The organism is Bacillus sp. J33, assembly GCF_000518885.1.
Classification (GTDB): domain Bacteria; phylum Bacillota; class Bacilli; order Bacillales; family Cytobacillaceae; genus Cytobacillus.
Window position 1 is genome coordinate 1 of the sequence record NZ_JAEL01000037.1, and the last position, 19,858, is coordinate 19,858.

Genomic DNA, 19,858 nt, shown 5'->3' on the forward strand with positions numbered 1-19,858 from the left:
AAATAATACTATCGCGGGGTGGAGCAGTCCGGTAGCTCGTCGGGCTCATAACCCGAAGGTCGCAGGTTCAAATCCTGCCCCCGCAATCTGGTCCGGTAGTTCAGTTGGTTAGAATGCCTGCCTGTCACGCAGGAGGTCGCGGGTTCGAGTCCCGTCCGGACCGCCACTTTTATAGTAACTTTCTTAAAAACGAAACAAGGTTTCGTCTTTTTTTATGTTCTTTTTTTACTTGATGATGCTATGCTTGATTATTTAGAATGATGGCAAGCTTTGCCCATTGTATTAAAATGATGTACACTACATATAGACTATTCTCCTTAGGATTTATCCTAAGGTTTTTTTATTCATACGCAGATTAAACCATTAAAGGTGATGAAATAATATGTCTCAGTTTGAGTTTATCTCAAAATGTCCAGAGGATACGATGGGCTTTTCTAAACGGCTAGGCAGCATGCTGCAGCCAGGGGATGTGCTTGCGCTTGAAGGAGATCTGGGTGCGGGCAAAACCACATTTACAAAGGGCCTGGCACAAGGTCTTGGCATAATGAGAAATGTGAACAGCCCAACGTTTACAATAATCAAGGAATATCAGGGGCGAATGCCGCTCTACCATATGGATGTATATAGAGTAGAAGATTCTTTTGAAGACCTGGGATTTGATGAATATTTTGAAGGAAATGGGGTCACAGTTGTAGAATGGGCTCATTTAATTGAAGATCAGCTTCCTGAGGAGTTATTAACCATTTATTTGTATTTGGGGGAAAACGGCTCAAGAAGGCTGGTTTTAGAACCAAAGGGAAAAAGATATGAGGAATTGTGTAAGGAGATATTGGCATGAGGGTTCTATCCATTGATACATCCAATTACCCGCTGGGAGTGGCTCTCCTGGACGGAGAAAAGGTTATAGGCGAGTATATTACTAATGTAAAGAAGAACCATTCAATCCGGGTGATGCCGGCTATTGATATGTTACTGAAAGATTGCGATGTCAAACCAGCTGAGTTAGATAAAATAGTTGTTGCAAAAGGGCCAGGTTCTTATACGGGTGTTCGGATCGGTGTCACAATTGCGAAAACACTTGCATGGACATTAGGTATACCGCTGGTCGGTGTTTCAAGTTTGGAGATATTTGCTGCAGGTGCTGGAAGGTACTTTAATGGGGTAATATCCCCTTTATTTGATGCCAGACGAGGGCAGATTTACACGGGATTGTATCAATATAAAGAAGGCAGCCTGGTTTCTCTTGTGAGGGATCAACTGCTTCTTTCAAAGGATTGGGCTGCTAAGCTTTCTGAACAAAATGAGAAAGTTCTCTTCATGGGAAATGACTTGCCATTGCATAAGGCTGTGCTTGAAGAAACACTCAAAGAACAAGCTGTATTTGCAATGCCCACTGAACACAATCCAAGGCCAGCTGAACTTGCATGGTTGGGCAGAGACCGTGAGGGGGAGGAAATCCATTCCTTTGTTCCGAATTATATACGGCTTGCGGAAGCAGAGGCAAATTGGATTGAAGCTAACAAAGAAAAAAAGCTAAAGTGATAAGGAAGCGAAAGCATGAATAAATCCTTAACTTTCCGTTTCATGAATGAGCAGGATATAGATGAAGTTCTTGAGATTGAATATAAATCATTTGCTACTCCTTGGAGCAGGGAAGCATTTTATAATGAAATAACACAAAATCAATTTGCAGTGTATGTAGTATTAGAAGAAGAGGATAAAGTGATAGGCTATTGCGGCATGTGGATTGTGGTGGATGAGGCACATATCACTAATGTTGCACTGCTGCCTGAATACCGTGGCAGGAAGCTGGGAGAAGCTTTAATGCGAAAGGGAATGGCGGTTGCAGTCGAAATGGGGGCAAAAACAATGACTCTTGAAGTCAGGGTATCCAATTTCACAGCACAGTCACTATATCGAAAACTGGGCTTCCAGGATGGAGCCATCAGAAAAAATTACTATACAGATAATCAAGAGGATGCTTTAGTAATGTGGGTGAATTTATGATTAAACACGATCAGTGGATTATGGGAATAGAGACAAGCTGTGATGAAACAGCAGTTGCCATCATTAAGAATGGCCGGGAAATCGCAGCAAATGTTGTTGCCTCCCAAATCGAAAGCCATAAGAGGTTCGGCGGGGTAGTCCCTGAAATAGCTTCCCGCCACCATGTCGAACAGATCACAATTGTTTTGGAGGAAGCATTAAAGCAGGCAGGAATTACATATTCTGACCTTTCTGCTATTGCTGTAACTGAAGGACCCGGCCTTGTAGGAGCGCTCCTGATTGGTGTGAATGCCGCAAAAGCGATTGCCTTTGCCCATGGGATTCCGCTTGTAGGCGTACATCATATTGCAGGACATATTTATGCGAATCGATTAGTTGAAGAGATGCAATTCCCTCTGCTTTCTCTTGTTGTATCCGGCGGGCACACAGAGCTTGTATATATGAAAGAACATGGCCATTTTGAAGTAATTGGCGAAACAAGGGATGATGCTGCAGGGGAGGCATATGATAAAGTTGCCAGGGTATTAAACCTTCCTTATCCAGGAGGTCCCCATATTGATAGGCTCGCGCACGCTGGTACACCATCGATAAATTTACCGAGAGCCTGGCTGGAAGAGGGATCATATGACTTTAGTTTCAGCGGCTTAAAATCGGCAGTTATAAACACTGTCCACAATGCGGAACAGCGTGGGGAAAAGATTATCCCGGAAGATCTGGCAGCTAGTTTTCAGCAAAGTGTTATAGACGTTCTTGTGACGAAAACGGAAAGAGCTGTAGAGGAATACAAGGTTAAGCAGCTTCTGCTCGCGGGAGGAGTAGCAGCGAATAAAGGATTGCGGGCCGCCTTGGAAGACAAATTTGCTCAGAGGCCTGATATTGGCTTAATTATCCCTCCACTGTCTCTGTGCACAGATAATGCCGCCATGATTGCAGCAGCAGGCAGTATTTTATTTGAAAAAGGCCACCATTCCGGTTTGGATTTAAATGCAAATCCTGGTTTGGATATTACTATCCACAATTAACAATAAGATAGGTAAAAGTCCCTGGATGTTCCAGGGGCTTTTTTTGTGGATAAAATGATTGTTTTCTGAATTTTATGTTGATAGTGTGGATAAAACAACCTGTTTTTGTGGATAATGTGGAAAACTGTGTGGAAACCGTATATAGCAGAGTTTTATTTGTGGTTATCTTTGTGGATAATAAAAAAGACTGGCGGTGACTATCCTACCAGTCTCAGGGTTATGAATTTTCTTCACTCATTATCTGCTAAAATTGTCCATTCTTCCATTAAATCTTCTAGCTTTGATTTAGCTTCATCGTTTTTTTGTGTTATTTCCATTACCTTTTCATGATCCTTATAAACTTCAGGATCACAGAGAAGCTGATCATATTCTTCAATCTGTTTTTCAAGCTCTTCGATGAGCATTTCGATTTCTTCCATTCTTCTTTTTCGCTGCCGTTCAAGCTTCTTTGCTTCCTTATCAAGTTGATAATTATTTTTTTCCTGTTTTACAGGCTGTGCAGACTGTGGAAAATCATTTTGATCAAAAGCGTGCAGTTCCTCCTGCTCCTGCTTCTTTTCAACATAATAATCGTAATCCCCAAGATACTCGGTTGCGCCGCCACTGGAAAGTTCGATTACCTTAGTTGTAATCCTGTTGATAAAATAACGGTCATGGGAAACAAACAGGATCGTTCCTGGATAGTCTATTAAGGCGTTTTCCAGGATTTCTTTGCTATCCAGATCAAGATGGTTTGTCGGTTCATCCAGGATTAAGAAATTGGCTTTCTGCATCATTAGCTTTGCAAGCGCCAGGCGGGCTTTTTCACCGCCGCTTAGTGTTGAAAAGGTCTTAAGAACATCATCTCCGGAAAAAAGAAAATTGCCTAGAATTGTACGGATTTCCTTTTCCGGCTTTAGCGGATATTCATCCCATAATTCATTTAGGACACGTTTATTGCTGGAAAGCTCAGCTTGCTCTTGGTCATAGTATCCAATAGTTACATTTGAACCGTATTGAATATCCCCGGCAAGAGCTGGAAGTTTTTTTACAATTGTCTTCAGCAAAGTGGATTTTCCAATTCCATTGGGACCTACAAGAGCAATGCTATCTCCTCTTGCAAGGCGGAAGGAGATGTTTTCAGAAACTTTATCATTATATCCGACAGCAAGTGAGTTTACATTTAGCACCTCATTGCCGGATTGTCTTTCAATATCAAACCCGAAAGAAGCTGATTTCTCGTCACCAAGGGGCCTGTCCATCACTTCCATTCTAGCAAGCTGCTTCCTGCGGCTTTGAGCCCTTTTGGTTGTAGAAGCACGTGCGAGATTGCGCTGGATAAAATCCTGCAGCTTTGCAATTTCTTCCTGCTGTTTTTCAAACTGTTTCATTTCCCGTTCAAAGTTTTCTGCTTTTTGGTCCAAATAGGAGCTATAGTTTCCAAGGTATTTTCGGATTTGGTGCCTTGAAATCTCATAAACCTGAGAGACAACCTTATCCAGGAAGTAACGGTCATGTGAAACAATTAGAATGGCTCCATCATAGCCCTGCAAGTATTGCTCCAGCCATGATAGAGTTTCAATGTCCAAATGATTGGTAGGCTCATCCAAAATGAGGATATCAGGCTTTGTGAGCAACAGTTTCCCAAGCGCAAGCCTTGTTCGCTGTCCGCCGCTGAGCGATGAAATTTTCGTGTCATAGCTGAAATGACTAAAATTCAATCCATGGAGAATAGAACGGATATCCGCTTCATATTGGTAGCCGCCATTTTCTTTGAATTCTACCTGGAGTTTGTCATAGTCTTTCATGATTCGTTCATATGTCTTGGCATTATTTAGGGTGTCAGGATCTGACATTTGTTCTTCAAGCTTGCGAAGCTGTTTTTCCTGCTTTTGCAAGTCTTCAAACACGGTCAGCATCTCATCCCAGATCGAAAGGTCAGATTCCAGGCCTGTATTTTGTGCCAGATATCCAATCGTTACTTCTTTTGGTTTAATAATTTCGCCGGAATCATATGACATTTGGCCTGCAATTATTTTTAAAAGGGTGGATTTTCCTGCCCCATTCCGTCCAACTAAGGCAATCCGGTCCCTGGTTTGTATTTCAAGCTTTATATTCGTTAAAATAGGATCAGCAGCAAAATTTTTAGAAAGCTGATTTACTTGTAATAAAATCATTATTTTCACCTCTATAGTATAGAGTAAGTGTAACTCATTCATATATCTTCGGCAATAAAGTGAAACTTCCATCAAAAAAGTGTTTTATTTTACTAGCTGAGGCCGCAAAAGGCGAATCATTCAGACGTTGGCTTCAAGAAAAGCGGGCATGACACGGGAACGGCAGCCTAAGTTCTTCTAAAGGCATTACCAGCCTGCGTTTTATGAATTAAGCAGCAGAAGCAAGGGATTTACAGTCAGTTATATGTGAAAAAATCAGCAGGCCATTTATCTCGGATGGATAAAGTTTACAGATAAACCTAAAGAAAATATGTGAATAAACGTACAAAGCCCGTACAAAGATGTGGGAAAATAGTGTATGATTTTGGAGAGAGGTGTTTTTTAGTGTCGGATTTTACCCATTTTAATCAAGAGGGCAGAGCAAAAATGGTTGATGTCAGCGATAAACCAGAAACAGCGAGAACAGCTATTGCCCAATCCAGTATAACGGTTAATAAAGAAATTTATGAAAAGATTGCCTCAAATTCCATGAAAAAAGGGGATGTGCTTGCTGTAGCACAGGTTGCCGGAATTATGGCAAGCAAAAAGACGTGGGATATTATTCCGATGTGTCATCCGCTGCCGCTGACTGGTGTAGATATTTCTTTTTCATGGAATATAGATGACGAAAGATATATTCTGCTCATTTCTGCATCGGTTAAGACGAAAGGAAATACGGGTGTAGAAATGGAAGCGTTAACAGCTGCTTCTGTTTGTGCCTTGACTGTTTATGATATGTGTAAAGCAGTAGATAAAGGGATGGTAATTGGGCCGACCTTCTTAGTAGAAAAAACAGGCGGAAAAAACGGAGATTTTAAAAGAGACTAAACATCAAAGGGACGGAGATGAACGAATGGCCAATGAACCGATGAAAATACCGCAAGCGACAGCTAAAAGGCTGCCTTTATATTATCGTTTTTTAAAGAATCTTTACTCCTCAGGGAAACAAAGGGTTTCTTCAGCGGAACTTAGTGAAGCGGTAAAGGTTGATTCCGCAACAATCCGACGGGACTTTTCTTACTTTGGTGCATTAGGGAAAAAGGGTTACGGCTATAATGTAAATTACCTGCTGTCCTTCTTCCGCAAAACTCTTGACCAGGACGAGCTTACTAAGGTAGCTTTGGTGGGAGTAGGCAATCTGGGGACGGCCTTTCTCAATTATAATTTTCTTAAAAATAATAATACGAAAATTGAAGTTGCATTTGATGTAGATGAAAATAAGGTAGGTACGAAAATAGGGGATGTACCTGTCTATCATATGGATGATCTGGAAAAGGTTATTGAAGAAAATGATATCCAGGTAGCTATTTTGACAGTGCCGGCACCACCTGCCCAGGGAATTACCGACCGGATGGTGAAAGCCAAGATTAAAGGCATCCTTAATTTTACGCCTGCCAGGCTGACTGTGCCGTCTTCCATTAGGATTCATCATATTGATCTGGCCGTTGAATTGCAATCCCTGGTATACTTTTTAAAAAATTATCCGGCGGAAACGTAAACCATATACGTTCCAATAGAAAACAGTTGAAGATTGTCAAGGTTTCGCTATTATAGGTAGTGGGAGGTGTGCGGCAATGATGAATCTTGGACCTGGAAGCCTCATACTTATTATATTGATTGCATTAGTAATTTTCGGCCCCAAGAAACTTCCGGAATTGGGAAGGGCAGCTGGGAATACTTTACGTGAATTTAAAAACGCAGCAAAAGGCTTAGCAGATGACGACGATAAAAAAGATGCTAAGTAAGATAGGATGAATAGTTATGAGTCATAATGATATGACGATTTATGAACATATTGGCGAACTGCGGAAAAGGATTGTCATTTCGGTTATCTTTTTCGTTATCGCCGTGGTAGTTAGCTTTTTTCTTGCTGAACCGCTGATTGTTTATTTGCAAAAAGCGGATGAAGCGAAGGAATTAACGATGAATGCTTTCCGGCTAACAGATCCGGTCAAAGTCTATATGCAATTTGCTTTTCTGATTGCCTTTATTATTACATTGCCAGTCATTTTATATCAGCTATGGGCGTTTATCAGCCCGGGATTATTAGAAAAAGAGCGGAAAGTGACGCTTAGCTATATCCCTGTTTCTGTTATTTTGTTTGTTGGCGGTATCGCATTTGCCTACTTTATTCTGTTTCCGTTTGTAGTCGAGTTCATGACATCCATTGCCAACCGGCTGGATATTAACCAAGTAATCGGGATAAATGAATACTTTCAGTTTCTTTTCCAGCTGACTATTCCATTCGGGGTGCTGTTCCAGCTTCCGGTTGTCGTCATGTTTTTAACAAGGCTGGGGATTGTCACACCAGCGTATCTGGTGAAGATACGAAAGTATGCTTACTTTGTATTAGTGGTCATAGCGGCTTTCATTACACCGCCCGACCTTCTATCCCATTTGATGGTGACGTTCCCGCTGCTGCTTTTATATGAAGTCAGCATTTTTATCTCTCGCATTTCCTATAAAAAAGTATTGGAAGCAGAAAGAATACAGGAAATGGAAAGTGAACAAACATAAAAAATGAGCCTTTTTACAGGCTCATTTTTTGTTTTTATTTTTTATTTTAAAATGTAAACCAATCATTCGCAGGCCTGTGCCAAAATCGAATGTGGCAATGATAATCAAAAAATAAGTAAAAAATCCCCATGTTTCTTCACGCTGAATATTTTGAATGGCAATAAAGGTAAAAAGGCATCCGAGAAGGATGTATACGATGCCCGAAAACAGTGGTGTACTTCTCATCAAAATCCTCCAATATAGTGAAACTTCACTCAGAGAAGCGATTTTCTTAACTGAGTGTTCATTAAAGCTTTAAACGCCACGTCTCTCCCAAAGCTGCGCTTTCGGTCGTGTAATGTATCGCTGGACACTTTTGTCCCATGGCTTTCCATCGGGCTGGTAACTCTTATGTGCTGCAGCAGTTATCCAACAAAAAAATTGGACCACAATCCATTAACAATTATAATAGTGGTCTACTGTCCATTAGCCTGTGATTAAGCCGATAAAACTTTGTACATTTTCCATTTCCTTCATCCATTTCTCCAGGCTGTCCTGATTTAGCTGAATGACGGCAACAAGCGTATTCATAGCCACATGGGCAAAAATCGGTACGATAATCCGTTTTGTTTTTACATAGAGAAAAGCAAAGGTAAAGCCCATGGCTGAATATAAAAGAATATGTTCAGGTTCAAAGTGTGCAAGAGCAAAAATGACAGAACTGATCAGGGCAGATAGGAAAAAATTAAATCGTTTATAGAGAGAACCGAAGATAACCTTCCTGAATACGATTTCCTCAAGGATAGGCCCAACTACGGAACTAATCAAAATGACGATTGGCGAAGCTTCTATAATACGGATAATTTGCTGTGTATTTTCCGATCCCATTTCGATGCCGATCATATTTTCAATGCTTGCTGCTGTAGCTTGGGCGATTAACGCTAAAAATATACCTCCAACTGCCCAGCCAGCTGCACTTGCTGTAGATGGAGCATCCCTTTGGGCCAAGCCCATTTTCATTTCTGGCTTGAGTAATACAAGCGTAATGATCAATGTAATTGTGAAGCTGATAACCAGCCAGCAGGCAACCGCTAGGATTTGCATGTTTTCAGGGTTATAGCCTATGAGATCTGCAGTGAACATCACGAGCGGAATACCAAATAGACTTGAAAGCTGCATGGCAATATAGACTATTAATATAATCCAGTATTCTTTCTTCAAAATGTTTACTCCTTAACGTATATGGTTGAAAAGCAAGTACTAAAGCCATTTTACTCTTAATATGGATAAGGTTTCAAATCTCAGCTTCGTATGGAAGGAATTATTGATTATGGCTCTGTTAAACAGGGATATTGGTATCCGCTTCATGCACTGGCTTTCCGCCGAGGCGTTTTATCTGTGTGGGGTCTAACAGAATCCTGCACGAAGAAAATACAAATCGAGCTTTCTATTCCAATCAACGCAGTGCTAATTCAGCAAAAACTTTCAAACAGTTATGATTAAAGGTTATGCTTCTGGTGCATAATTAAAAGGTTGTTTGCGCCGAAAAACAGGCTGCTTTAACGATTGTAAATTTTTTTAAAAAATTTAAGCTTCACCCTTGCAAATGGAAATGAGATTCATTAATATAATAATTGTGTTAGCACTCAATTGGATAGAGTGCTAATAAATAAAAATATTTACATATTATTTGAGGAGGTTGTTTCACTTGTTAAAGCCACTAGGTGATCGAATTATTATCGAGCTTGTTGAAACTGAAGAAAAAACTGCAAGCGGCATCGTACTGCCGGACACTGCTAAAGAAAAGCCTCAAGAAGGCAAAGTTGTAGCTGTGGGAACTGGCCGTGTACTTGAAAATGGTGAGCGTGTTGCCCTTGAAGTTGCTGACGGCGACCGCATTATCTTCTCAAAATATGCCGGTACTGAAGTAAAGTACGAAGGCAAAGAATACTTAATTTTACGTGAAAACGACATTCTTGCTGTAATTGGCTAATAGCCCAAGAACGGTAGATTAAAACGATAAAGAGTTAAAAATTCAGAGGAGGTTTTTTACAAATGGCTAAAGAGATTAAATTTAGTGAAGAAGCTCGCCGTGCGATGCTTCGCGGTGTTGATTCCCTTGCAAATGCGGTAAAAGTAACTCTTGGACCTAAAGGACGCAACGTGGTTCTTGAGAAAAAATTTGGTTCTCCGTTAATTACAAACGACGGTGTAACAATCGCAAAGGAAATTGAACTGGAAGATGCATTTGAAAACATGGGTGCGAAGCTTGTTGCTGAAGTAGCAAGCAAAACAAACGATGTTGCCGGTGACGGTACAACAACTGCAACAGTTCTTGCACAGGCAATGATCCGTGAAGGCCTTAAGAACGTAACGGCAGGCGCCAATCCAATGGGTATCCGCAAAGGTATCGAAAAAGCGGTTGCAACTGCTGTTGAAGAATTAAAGACTATTTCTAAGCCAATCGAAGGCAAAGAATCTATTGCACAGGTTGCTGCGATTTCTGCTGCTGACAATGAAGTTGGCCAGCTGATTGCCGAAGCAATGGAGCGCGTTGGCAACGATGGCGTTATCACAATCGAAGAATCTAAAGGATTCACTACTGAGCTTGATGTGGTAGAAGGTATGCAGTTCGACCGCGGATATGCTTCTCCATACATGGTAACAGATTCTGATAAGATGGAAGCGGTTCTTGAAAACCCTTATATCTTAATCACTGACAAGAAGATTACTAGCATTCAGGAAGTCCTTCCTGTTCTTGAGCAAGTTGTACAGCAAGGCAAGCCATTATTGCTTGTAGCTGAAGATGTTGAAGGTGAAGCACTTGCTACATTAGTAGTTAACAAGCTTCGCGGAACTTTCAATGCAGTTGCTGTTAAAGCTCCTGGATTCGGTGACCGCCGCAAGGCTATGCTTGAGGATATCGCTATCCTAACTGGCGGTGAAGTGATTACTGAGGAGCTTGGACGTGACCTTAAGTCTGCTACAATCGACTCTTTAGGACGCGCTTCTAAAGTTGTTGTTACAAAAGAAAACACTACGATCGTTGAAGGTGCTGGAGACAGCGCGCAAATCGCCGGCCGTGTGAACCAAATCCGCACTCAAATGGAAGAAACAACTTCTGAATTTGACCGTGAAAAATTACAAGAGCGCCTAGCTAAGCTAGCTGGCGGTGTTGCAGTAGTTAAAGTTGGTGCTGCAACTGAAACTGAATTGAAAGAGCGCAAGCTTCGCATCGAAGACGCCCTTAACTCTACACGTGCTGCTGTAGAAGAAGGTATCGTTTCTGGTGGTGGCGTTGCCCTTCTAAACGTATATAACAAAGTTGCTTCTCTTGCAGCTGAAGGCGATGAAGCTACTGGCATCAACATCGTATTGCGTGCGATGGAAGAGCCTGTACGCACAATCGCACACAACGCAGGCCTAGAAGGTTCTATTATTGTTGACCGCTTAAAGCGCGAAGAAGTTGGAACAGGCTTCAACGCTGCTACTGGCGAATGGGTAAACATGATCGAAGCTGGTATCGTTGACCCAACTAAAGTAACTCGTTCAGCTCTTCAAAACGCTGGATCTGTTGCGGCTATGTTCTTAACAACTGAAGCAGTTGTTGCTGACAAGCCGGAAGAAAATGCTGGCCCTGCAATGCCTGATATGGGCGGAATGGGCGGAATGGGCGGCATGATGTAATCATCGCCCAAACTCCTTGAGCCATAAGGGCTTTTATAAACAAAAAGCAAAATGCTGAAACAGTGAAATAAAAGAGGCTTCTCATAAGTTGTTTAAACTTTTGGGAAGCTTCTTTTTTCATCTTATGCGTTACATAGGGTTACAGGATTTTCGTTATTTAGTCATTTGTATGGACTAGTGGAAGGAAATGTACCTTTATGGCTAAATTTAAATTATCAAACACAAAATGGGGGGACACCATCCGGTCTTTTACTACACGGACACATTTTAATGGAGAAAATACATAAAAACGATCTTGGTAAGTTTCTAATGCCAAATTTTTGGCCATTTAAATATAATTATGGTGAACCTTATCACAAATAGTAGTAAAGCGAATTGAGCGAAATTATTACTCCAAGGAAGTTTGGTTCTAAAAAATAACAGGGCAGGCTGTTGAGTGCCCTGTCATTTTCGGCTTGTTAGATACTAACCAAGTAGAGCAGGACGAAACAAAGCAAAAGCTGCTATCGCACTTCCTGTCGCTCTATGAAGAGGTCATCGTCGACGCTTATCGGTTTCGTTATATGATTTAGACTTACATCCAAGTCAAGCTATAAGGGCTTAGGATATAATCGATCAAGGATGTAAATATTCAAGTACATTCCCCAAATGTTAATGGAGGTTAAAATAAAAAACCAACCATCTGCGCTTATTAACACTTGATATTTTTCTGCAGAAAAATGAGCGATATAGAGAATAAATATCCCCGCAGCTTTCCACTTCCACTTGATGTTCGTAAAATACAGGATCATTGTGCTTACGGTCAAGAGCAGATGATAGGTCGCGGCAATAATAGCAATACTGCAATCATTATTTGGAATTAGAGTTTCATTGAAACTACGAACGCCGGCTGCCTTGGATGCCCAAGTTACTAAATGAAAATGCAAAGTACACAATCCAAAGAAGATAAAGATATAACGCCAAATGCGCCCAATGTGTTTTGATAATATGGTGCTTACTATTTTCGCAATACGGAATAAAATGAGAATACCGATAATAGTCATCCATGTCCGATACCAGTTTTGTTTATATATTCCCATTTGAATAAACAATTCTTCAATACCGCCGTAAATTAGAGCGATGAACAATTGCCAGTGAAATTTAAGATTAAAGACGGTAACAAGGACGGCAGAAGCGGACACTGAAGTTTGTGAAAATAAGTTTCCTACAACCGCATCATCGTGTTGGTTAGAACAAATTTTCGGAAAATATATGTACGCCTTCAAACACATTAAAATAGCTACTTCGAATGAAAAAAAAGTGATTCCGCTTATAGTTAAATATAGAGAAAGCACGTGTTTACGATTGGTTGTTTTGATGAAAACAATGACCATTACAAGGATTGTTATAATCCCAAGGAGAATATACCATATCGTGTTGCTCCAAAATCCAGGACCCATTAAACACAGTTCCTTTCCTATTAACTTCATGTTCTACACTATTTGTTGGTAAAATTATGTTGACCCTCGATTTAAAAAATATTCAGCGTAATCGACTGTTGGGTGAGGAATTTGGGTCCAGTGAATCCCTTTGTAGAATGGATAATATCAAAACTTGCTATAACAGAGAGTGTAGAGAATCCTATCATAAGTCAAAGATAAACAACACTACTGAAGCCACGTTGAGCGTAGGACAAATGTCCATCTATTTCTAAAAAGTGATGATCATTCCATAATCAAATATTCTCCAAAGATGAGTTTTAATGATCTAAAAAAAGTGTGAAAAAATGCTAACATTTTGCTAACGCAATCAAGTGAAAAACAGTTAATTCTCGTTAAGGAAGTTACACCTCAGATTCAGCAAAACCTTGATATACCGCACTTTTTGCACTCAATGTTAACAATATTAAACTCTAGCAACCTACGGGCGGCATGATGTAATATCATCCCCCTTCTTAAAAACCACTTCTCGAAATGAGAAGTGGTTTTTTGTATTGTTTGAACGATGCGGAAGAAGCAATCTTTAGTGAGAACTGCCCAAACCAAAGACCATTTATCCCACGCCTATCCTATCATAAGGAACGATACGCTTGAAGACAATCTTGTAATAGAGTAAGTACTGGACATTCTGGCTGGGAAAATCCAAGATCTGAATGCAAGAGAAGAAATGATAGAGAGAAATATGGAGATGCAGCGTTTGAATTTTTAAGAGAAGAAGTGCTGGTTGAGTAAAATAGTGGCTGCGGATAACTCCGCGGCCTTTTTTATGATGAAAGGCTTATCCACATAAGGAAAATGTAGGATATTCATTTGTCTGAATATTAATTCTTTTAGCAGATTTACAATCTCCTATTGAAAAGGCATGATATAAATAATTCGGATTACTAAGTAAATTTCCGGATTTTTTAGCTTCATACACATTTCAATGGGAGGTTTTTAAATGAAGAAAAAAACAGTATGGAAAGTTTTTAGTTCAGCCGCACTGGCAGCATCAATACTCGTACCCCAAGTGGGATTTGCTGAAGGTGCAAAACCTGTCACAGTAGAAAATGTATCAATCAATGGTTTTGTTGATTATGAAGAAATGAAGCAAAAGCTAAGCCAAATTGAAAAATCATCTAATGGGCTTGTTCAGGTTGAGTCTGCAGGAAAAACAAATCAGGGCAGAGATATCTATACAGCCCGAGTAGGCCATGGGGATAAGGTTGTACTGGTACAAAGTGAAATTCATGGAAATGAAAAGACAGGAACTGTCGCATTACTAAATATTCTTCAATATTTGGGTTCAAGCCAGACAGAGGAAGCGAAAAGAATCAGGGAAGAGTTAACAATCGTTGCTATTCCAATGATGAATGCTGACGGATCCGAATTGGACAGGCGCGGAAATGTCATGACCTGGGAAGACGTTCAAGAGCAGTTCCCTCAATTACATAGTGCACAGCCGACATGGAACTATTATAACCGTACCCTGCAAGGGGATGACTACTCAGCAGCTCCTGGATTCGATGTAAACCGTGACTTCAATCCGGATCTAAATTATGTACCGAAACCGGAGGATTTCCCTGGCAAATCAAGTGCACCTGGCTGGTATATTACACCTGAGTCTCAAACAGTCAGGGATGTCTATAAGAGCCTGCAGGATGAGTTTGGAAATGTAGAAGTATTTCTGGACCTTCATCATCAAAACTTTTATAAAATAGAAGGGACAGATGAAGATGTGACAATGTCCATCTCTGCAGATTTTGTTCCGGATCCAAGTTCTCCAGAGGGATCAAAGTATAGCCAATATGCGGAGAATTATCGCTTTGATTTTTCCCGCCAGCTAAATGTTGCACTTTATGATGCACTTCAGGAAAAAGGCAATTCTGTATTTACAAACATTTCATTATATGACCAGGACTTAGACCTGCCTGGAACTGCATTGGGTTCATTCGCCTTGAACGGAAGCGGGGTTGTTCTATTTGAGGTAAAAGGCCAAACACATAACTATGGCCAAAAGATGAAGGGGCAGCTGGTTAAAACGGTAGAAACAGGTGTAATGGGAATCATCAATGGTGTGGCAGATGGCAGTGTGTATGAATTGAACCCAGAGGAATATAATGAAATTCCAAACAGGGAGTACATTCGATAATTCAGTTAAAAAGCTGATGCTTTTTGGGAGCATCAGCTTTTCATTTACTGCAGATGATCGGGTCCATTATTATTTGCGGTTTCTTCAGCAACTTCTGTAAAAATATCCTCTTCCTTTTCGGATAGCATATGGATTGAGAAGCCTTTGGCAAAAGCAGGCTCCAGCAAATTGATCAGCTGCTGGACATCAGCCTGCAGCTGTTGAAATTCCTTTTTTGTTACAGGCTGGGCTTCCTCTTTTAATTCATAGCCTACCTGGCCGTTTGCCTCCAGGGTTGCCCACCTTACGTCACTGATCACGGCTACATTATGCTGTCTCAGTTTCATTTCGAGCTGATCGACTGTAAATCTCAGCTTCCTCAGATTTTTCTCATTTAAAACCCCATCTTCAATGATAATTTTGGATTGTCCGGTTATAAACCTTTCAAATTTATCAGATTTGATCTGTGCATATTCCATGACTATAAGTGTAAGGACAAGAATGAGGCCAACTGCGAGAGTGGTCCAAATGCTATCTCCTGAAACAGGTTCGATTAATAAAGAGCCAATGCCAATCATGATAACGACTTGAGCCAATGTCATTTGTGAAATAGACTTTCTGCCAGCAAGCCTCAAGAGCAATGTACCGCCGACCACGACAAGGATTGAGTTCCAGATCCAATCGAATTCCATTCTTGTCCTCCTTTTCATGTTTTTTAATAGCTTTCCTCAAAAATGCCCTGCTTATTGGCTCTTATATAATTATTTTATTAATAATAGATTTCCTATTGTTTCTAAGCTAATAACCGTGTTAATATCAAAATATTATAAAAATTTTCAAAACGCTTACAGAATGACATCATGGGTACATAAGAAAAACTTTATCGGGGGGAAAAGGGATGAAGAAGTTTATGGCAATTTTAGCAAGCAGCGCTTTATTAATGCTGGCTGCATGCGGATCAGGAAATGAGGAAAGCAGCGGTGAAGCAGCAGAAAAGAAAACGGTAAAAATCGGGATTACCCAGATTGTTGAACATCCATCATTGGATTCAGCGAGAGAGGGCTTTATTGCAGCATTAAAGGATGCTGGTTATGAAGAAGGGAAGAACCTTAAGATTGACTTCCAAAATGCACAGGGTGACATGAACAATAACATGTCCATCGCCCAGAATCTAGTAGCCGATAAAAATGACCTTATATTGGCGATTGCGACTGCAAGTGCACAATCTGTAGTTCAGTCTACTAAAGAAATTCCAATCTTATTTACAGCGATTACTGATCCGGTTGGGGCCGAGCTTGTGGAAAGCATGGAAAAGCCAGGCGGCAATGCAACGGGAACGTCTGATACACATCCAGATGCTATCAAGAATACGATCAACTCGATCAAAACCTTCGTACCAGATGCCAAAAAAGTGGGAATTATCTACAATGATGGGGAACCTAACTCTGTTGTCAATGTCAAGCATGCGAAAGAAGCAATCGAAGCACTTGGCCTTGAGGCCGTAGAAACAACTATTTCTACAAGCTCTGAAGTAAAGCAGGCTGCAGAATCCTTAGTAGGCCGCGCAGATGTATTTTATATCCCTAAGGACAATACAGTCGTATCTGCTCTTGAATCAGTGCTCAACGTAGCAAACGAAAAAGACATTCCAGCCTTTGTGGGCGAAAGCGATTCTGTCAAACGCGGCGGATTTGCCTCTTATGGTTTTGAATACCATGATCTTGGCTACTCAACTGGCCAGATGGCTGTTGAAATCCTCGAAGGCAAAAAGCCGAGCGATATTCCAGTGGGGTACCCTGAGAGCCTTGAGCTAGTCATCAATAAGAAAGCAGCTGAAGAGCAGGGTGTTACTCTGACGGAAGAGATGCTGAAGGATGCTAAGGTGGTAGGGGAGTAAATGGTCAAATTGAAAACGATACAGCCGAATGGGCTGTATCGTTTTTTATTTTTTCTTTAAGGCTATAGCTGTAATATACGGTAATAATAGAGAGCACCAATCTAAGCTCTATATTAAAAGGTTTCTTTAGTATGAGTATGTCAAAATAGGTTTGAATTTGTTACTTTGTGAGGCTGGAAAGTGGAATAGGATATGATCTAACTAAAAAACCTGGGTAGCATAAAGATAAGACTATCTGCCGACCTCACTTTAAACATATGGTGAAAAAAATATCTGGTAGTGAAATATTACATTAATTTTTGAGCGATAAACATTTAAATATGATGAATAAATACCTATGTGTGTATTAAAAGTAACCTAATGATAATTGATTTTAAGAAAACAAGCCTAAATACCTACAATTTGTAATATTTGTAATAATTTTTATGGGGAGTTAAAAAATTTTAACGAATTAACATACGATAGCCTCTATGCAATTATTTCTTTTTACCCACAAAAAAATCTCGATTTTGAGGTGTTTTTAGGAAAATAATTACAGACATATTTCGACATTTCTGCAGGTGGGTTTGACGGAAATATAACCGCGTGATAATAAGTATATTTATGGTAAATAAAATTACTCTAATTCTGTAAAATTTATTTTCAATGTAAATCTTGTGAAGGTGTTTAGCTATTTTTAGCGGAAGGAAACAAATAAAAACTTCTTGTGGCTTTTAGTGGGATTCTGTGAGATTTGACCAAATTCTAAACAAATGGTAAATCCACATATAGGAAAATACTTCCTGTATTTTGTAGATTGAATCAATCCATAAGGAGAAAGTAGGAATAAGAGAAAAAATAACAGATTCATATACCGATATTGTTACAAATTAACTATTTTGTGCAATATTAGGAACTTTCCAAGGGTGCAGACGTAGGAATCCTACAGACACCTAAAGATGGAACTTACTGCAAATAAAAGAAGTGAGGGTTTTTGAATGTTAGAGTCTAAGAGAAGAGCCATTATCTTTTTAACTTTATCCTTTGTATTAGCTTTAGCAGCCGGCTTTTTCGTTCTCCAAAAGGTTAAAGCTCTGAATGCTGATCTAGGAGGGATGACAGAAATATATGTAGCGGCAGGTGATATTCCTTCTAGAACGATTATACAACCAGACCAGCTCAAAACGATGGATATTCCAAATCGCTTTTTAACGGACTCTCATGTTGTTGATGCTAAACAATTGGCTGGGAAGGTGTTAGTGGTCCCACTCTCAGAAGGCGATATTATTACAAATGGTATGGTTAATGAGGTTAGTCAAGTCAGGGATGGAAATAATCGACTAGTAAACCTTTATTTTTCTGAAAAAGTAAGGTTTGATGAACAACTAAAACCATTAGATAGAGTAGATATTATTGTTTCCCATCAATTTGAAGGGGATCCGAAAACAGAAACATTTATGAAGGATGTAACTGTCAATACCATTATAAAAAAAGATGGCAAATTTGCTGGGGTAGGTGTTGAAATAGCTGCAGAAGATGCTCCGGGGTTAATACACATGCAAAATTATGCAGATAACATGAGAATACTGAAGGCTAACGTTGGAAAGGCTGATCAGAATGCCCCTAAGGTGGAGGCAAATACAACAGCGGACCAATCAAAGACTGATTCAAAACCAGCTGCAACATCACCTGAAAAACAGGCAGAAAAAGCTAAGACCCAACAGCCTAAAGATTCAGAATCTAAAACCGAAAATCCAAAGAAAGAAGATTCTAAAAACGCATCTGGAGAAAGTAAACCTTAATTGAATTTGGAGGCCAGCTTATGAGGGATATAAAAATTTTGCTTGTTAGTGAAGATAAAAATATTACAGGGCAGCTGCAAGCAATACTGTCTGAATATACAAATGTTGACTCCATACTTTATAAAGATTTAAAAGGAGAGCTTGATCGAATAGCACCAGATCTCGTCTTTTTGGTACAACAAGCCAATGATGATACATCAATAGAAGCTGTCCAATATATAAAAACGGTGAACCCAATCTCAACGGTTGTTTTTATTTCAATCTCCCAAGATTTCAATCTTCTGAGAAGCATCACAAGAGCAGGTGTATCTGATTTCTTCATTTTCCCGGACGAAGTAACCCTGTTAACGGGAAGAGTAAAGAGTATTATTCAGGTGGCTGCCGATCAAATGAAGAGTCAGGAAGAAGTGGCAGCTTCGAACCAATCGTTTAAACGGGGGCGGGGCCAAATCTATTCTTTCTATAGTGGAAAGGGTGGAAGCGGAAGAACATTAATATCTTCAACATTTGCGCAAACGTTAAGTCTAGAGTCTACGGCTCAAGTACTATTGTTAGATTTAAATCTTCAGTATGGCGGCATTGAAACCTACTTATCAATCGAATCAAATCGTTCATTAGCCGATTTAACCCCTGTTATCAACGAGTTGAACGAGAATCATATTAGAAATGTAGCTGAGCGTGAGAAATACTCAAAGCTAGAAGTATTGTTAAGCCCAAGAGATGCAGAAGTGGCGGAAAGCTTGAATGACGAATTTGTTACTAAGCTATTAAGAACATGTAGAAGAAGCTATGATTTTGTTATTGTTGATCTTCCTGTCAATATGAATGAGAATACATATACCGCATTAGAGGAGTCAGATAAAATTTATTATGTTCTTAATTTGGATACACCCTCTTTACAGGTGTTAAAACAGGTAGAACAGCTTTTTAGAAGACTTGGAATCTCGACAGATGATCGTTTTGAAATAGTGGTCAATCAAATATCAAAAGACAATGAGCTTAATGTAAAAGATATCAAAAATCTTATACCGCATCCGATTGAATCAAAAATTAATAAGGACTTTAAGGGGTTACAACCCTTCATTAACAAGGGAGAGCCTATTCGAAAAGAGTCCAATGAGAAAAAAATAATACCTTTCGCAAAGGATATTCGTAAATGGGTCCTTTCAAAGCTAGGATAAAAGG

Annotated in this window: 19 protein-coding genes and 2 tRNA genes; 16 read left to right on the forward strand and 5 right to left on the reverse strand. The window is 39.9% G+C overall.

Going from position 1 to position 19,858, the window contains the following annotated elements:
- Positions 1-12 precede the first annotated feature (12 nt).
- The 6 genes from L634_RS0112820 to tsaD all read left to right on the forward strand — a co-directional run bounded on the left by L634_RS0112820 (position 13) and on the right by tsaD (position 3,029).
- Positions 13-86: transfer RNA gene (locus L634_RS0112820), tRNA-Met, on the forward strand.
- Between the two features lie 3 nt (positions 87-89).
- Positions 90-166 (forward strand) — tRNA-Asp (locus L634_RS0112825).
- A 216-nt stretch (positions 167-382) separates the two neighbouring features.
- Positions 383-838 carry a tRNA (adenosine(37)-N6)-threonylcarbamoyltransferase complex ATPase subunit type 1 TsaE gene (gene tsaE, locus L634_RS0112830; protein WP_026582795.1) on the forward strand — a complete coding sequence of 152 codons (456 nt, stop codon included), beginning with the start codon at positions 383-385 and terminating at the stop codon, positions 836-838.
- The gene (gene tsaB, locus L634_RS0112835) at positions 835-1,542 is read left to right on the forward strand and encodes a tRNA (adenosine(37)-N6)-threonylcarbamoyltransferase complex dimerization subunit type 1 TsaB (RefSeq protein WP_026582796.1); all 708 of its coding nucleotides are present in this window, start codon (positions 835-837) and stop codon (positions 1,540-1,542) included. Before tsaE ends, tsaB begins: the two co-directional genes overlap by 4 nt.
- Before the next feature lie 15 nt (positions 1,543-1,557).
- On the forward strand, positions 1,558-2,007 hold the full coding sequence (gene rimI / locus L634_RS0112840; protein WP_026582797.1) for a ribosomal protein S18-alanine N-acetyltransferase: 450 nt from the start codon (positions 1,558-1,560) through the stop codon (positions 2,005-2,007).
- Positions 2,004-3,029, forward strand: coding sequence for a tRNA (adenosine(37)-N6)-threonylcarbamoyltransferase complex transferase subunit TsaD (gene tsaD / locus L634_RS0112845; RefSeq protein WP_034262649.1), 1,026 nt, complete (start codon positions 2,004-2,006; stop codon positions 3,027-3,029). Before rimI ends, tsaD begins: the two co-directional genes overlap by 4 nt.
- Positions 3,030-3,259: 230 nt before the next feature.
- On the opposite strand, the gene L634_RS0112850 is transcribed toward tsaD, so the two are convergent.
- Positions 3,260-5,185, reverse strand: a complete 1,926-nt coding sequence (locus L634_RS0112850) for an ABC transporter ATP-binding protein (protein ID WP_026582799.1) — start codon at positions 5,183-5,185, stop codon at positions 3,260-3,262.
- A 384-nt stretch (positions 5,186-5,569) separates the two neighbouring features.
- On the opposite strand from L634_RS0112850, the gene moaC reads away from it, so the two are divergent.
- The 4 genes from moaC to tatC all read left to right on the forward strand — a co-directional run bounded on the left by moaC (position 5,570) and on the right by tatC (position 7,741).
- A complete protein-coding gene (gene moaC / locus L634_RS0112855; protein ID WP_026582800.1) occupies positions 5,570-6,052 on the forward strand; it encodes a cyclic pyranopterin monophosphate synthase MoaC in 483 nt (160 codons plus the stop codon).
- A gap of 25 nt (positions 6,053-6,077) precedes the next feature.
- Complete coding sequence (locus L634_RS0112860; RefSeq protein WP_026582801.1) at positions 6,078-6,722, forward strand: redox-sensing transcriptional repressor Rex; 645 nt, start codon at positions 6,078-6,080, stop codon at positions 6,720-6,722.
- 76 nt (positions 6,723-6,798) lie between these two features.
- On the forward strand, positions 6,799-6,969 hold the full coding sequence (gene tatA, locus L634_RS0112865) for a twin-arginine translocase TatA/TatE family subunit (protein ID WP_026582802.1): 171 nt from the start codon (positions 6,799-6,801) through the stop codon (positions 6,967-6,969).
- A gap of 16 nt (positions 6,970-6,985) precedes the next feature.
- On the forward strand, positions 6,986-7,741 hold the full coding sequence (gene tatC / locus L634_RS0112870) for a twin-arginine translocase subunit TatC (RefSeq protein WP_026582803.1): 756 nt from the start codon (positions 6,986-6,988) through the stop codon (positions 7,739-7,741).
- Positions 7,742-7,762: 21 nt separating this feature from the next.
- Here the strand turns inward: tatC and L634_RS0112875 are convergent, their stop codons facing one another.
- Entirely contained in the window at positions 7,763-7,966 is a 204-nt protein-coding gene (locus tag L634_RS0112875) for a YdiK family protein (RefSeq protein ID WP_026582804.1), read from the reverse strand.
- 240 nt (positions 7,967-8,206) lie between these two features.
- Positions 8,207-8,941, reverse strand: coding sequence for a CPBP family intramembrane glutamic endopeptidase (locus L634_RS0112880; protein WP_026582805.1), 735 nt, complete (start codon positions 8,939-8,941; stop codon positions 8,207-8,209).
- Positions 8,942-9,428: 487 nt separating this feature from the next.
- On the opposite strand from L634_RS0112880, the gene groES reads away from it, so the two are divergent.
- The gene (gene groES / locus L634_RS0112885; protein ID WP_009336289.1) at positions 9,429-9,713 is read left to right on the forward strand and encodes a co-chaperone GroES; all 285 of its coding nucleotides are present in this window, start codon (positions 9,429-9,431) and stop codon (positions 9,711-9,713) included.
- A 62-nt stretch (positions 9,714-9,775) separates the two neighbouring features.
- Positions 9,776-11,407, forward strand: coding sequence for a chaperonin GroEL (groL, locus tag L634_RS0112890; RefSeq protein ID WP_026582806.1), 1,632 nt, complete (start codon positions 9,776-9,778; stop codon positions 11,405-11,407).
- A gap of 590 nt (positions 11,408-11,997) precedes the next feature.
- On the opposite strand, the gene L634_RS0112895 is transcribed toward groL, so the two are convergent.
- Complete coding sequence (locus L634_RS0112895; RefSeq protein WP_026582807.1) at positions 11,998-12,846, reverse strand: hypothetical protein; 849 nt, start codon at positions 12,844-12,846, stop codon at positions 11,998-12,000.
- A 979-nt stretch (positions 12,847-13,825) separates the two neighbouring features.
- On the opposite strand from L634_RS0112895, the gene L634_RS0112900 reads away from it, so the two are divergent.
- A complete protein-coding gene (locus tag L634_RS0112900; protein ID WP_026582808.1) occupies positions 13,826-15,016 on the forward strand; it encodes a M14 family zinc carboxypeptidase in 1,191 nt (396 codons plus the stop codon).
- 44 nt (positions 15,017-15,060) lie between these two features.
- Here L634_RS0112900 and L634_RS0112905 read toward each other — a convergent pair whose 3' ends face one another.
- On the reverse strand, positions 15,061-15,687 hold the full coding sequence (locus L634_RS0112905; RefSeq protein WP_026582809.1) for a DUF421 domain-containing protein: 627 nt from the start codon (positions 15,685-15,687) through the stop codon (positions 15,061-15,063).
- 206 nt (positions 15,688-15,893) lie between these two features.
- Between L634_RS0112905 and L634_RS0112910 the strand changes: the two genes are divergently transcribed.
- The 3 genes from L634_RS0112910 to L634_RS0112920 all read left to right on the forward strand — a co-directional run bounded on the left by L634_RS0112910 (position 15,894) and on the right by L634_RS0112920 (position 19,854).
- The gene (locus tag L634_RS0112910) at positions 15,894-16,892 is read left to right on the forward strand and encodes an ABC transporter substrate-binding protein (protein WP_026582810.1); all 999 of its coding nucleotides are present in this window, start codon (positions 15,894-15,896) and stop codon (positions 16,890-16,892) included.
- A 977-nt stretch (positions 16,893-17,869) separates the two neighbouring features.
- Positions 17,870-18,673 carry a Flp pilus assembly protein CpaB gene (gene cpaB / locus L634_RS0112915; RefSeq protein ID WP_026582811.1) on the forward strand — a complete coding sequence of 268 codons (804 nt, stop codon included), beginning with the start codon at positions 17,870-17,872 and terminating at the stop codon, positions 18,671-18,673.
- A gap of 20 nt (positions 18,674-18,693) precedes the next feature.
- Positions 18,694-19,854, forward strand: a complete 1,161-nt coding sequence (locus tag L634_RS0112920; RefSeq protein WP_034262640.1) for an AAA family ATPase — start codon at positions 18,694-18,696, stop codon at positions 19,852-19,854.
- Positions 19,855-19,858 lie beyond the last annotated feature (4 nt).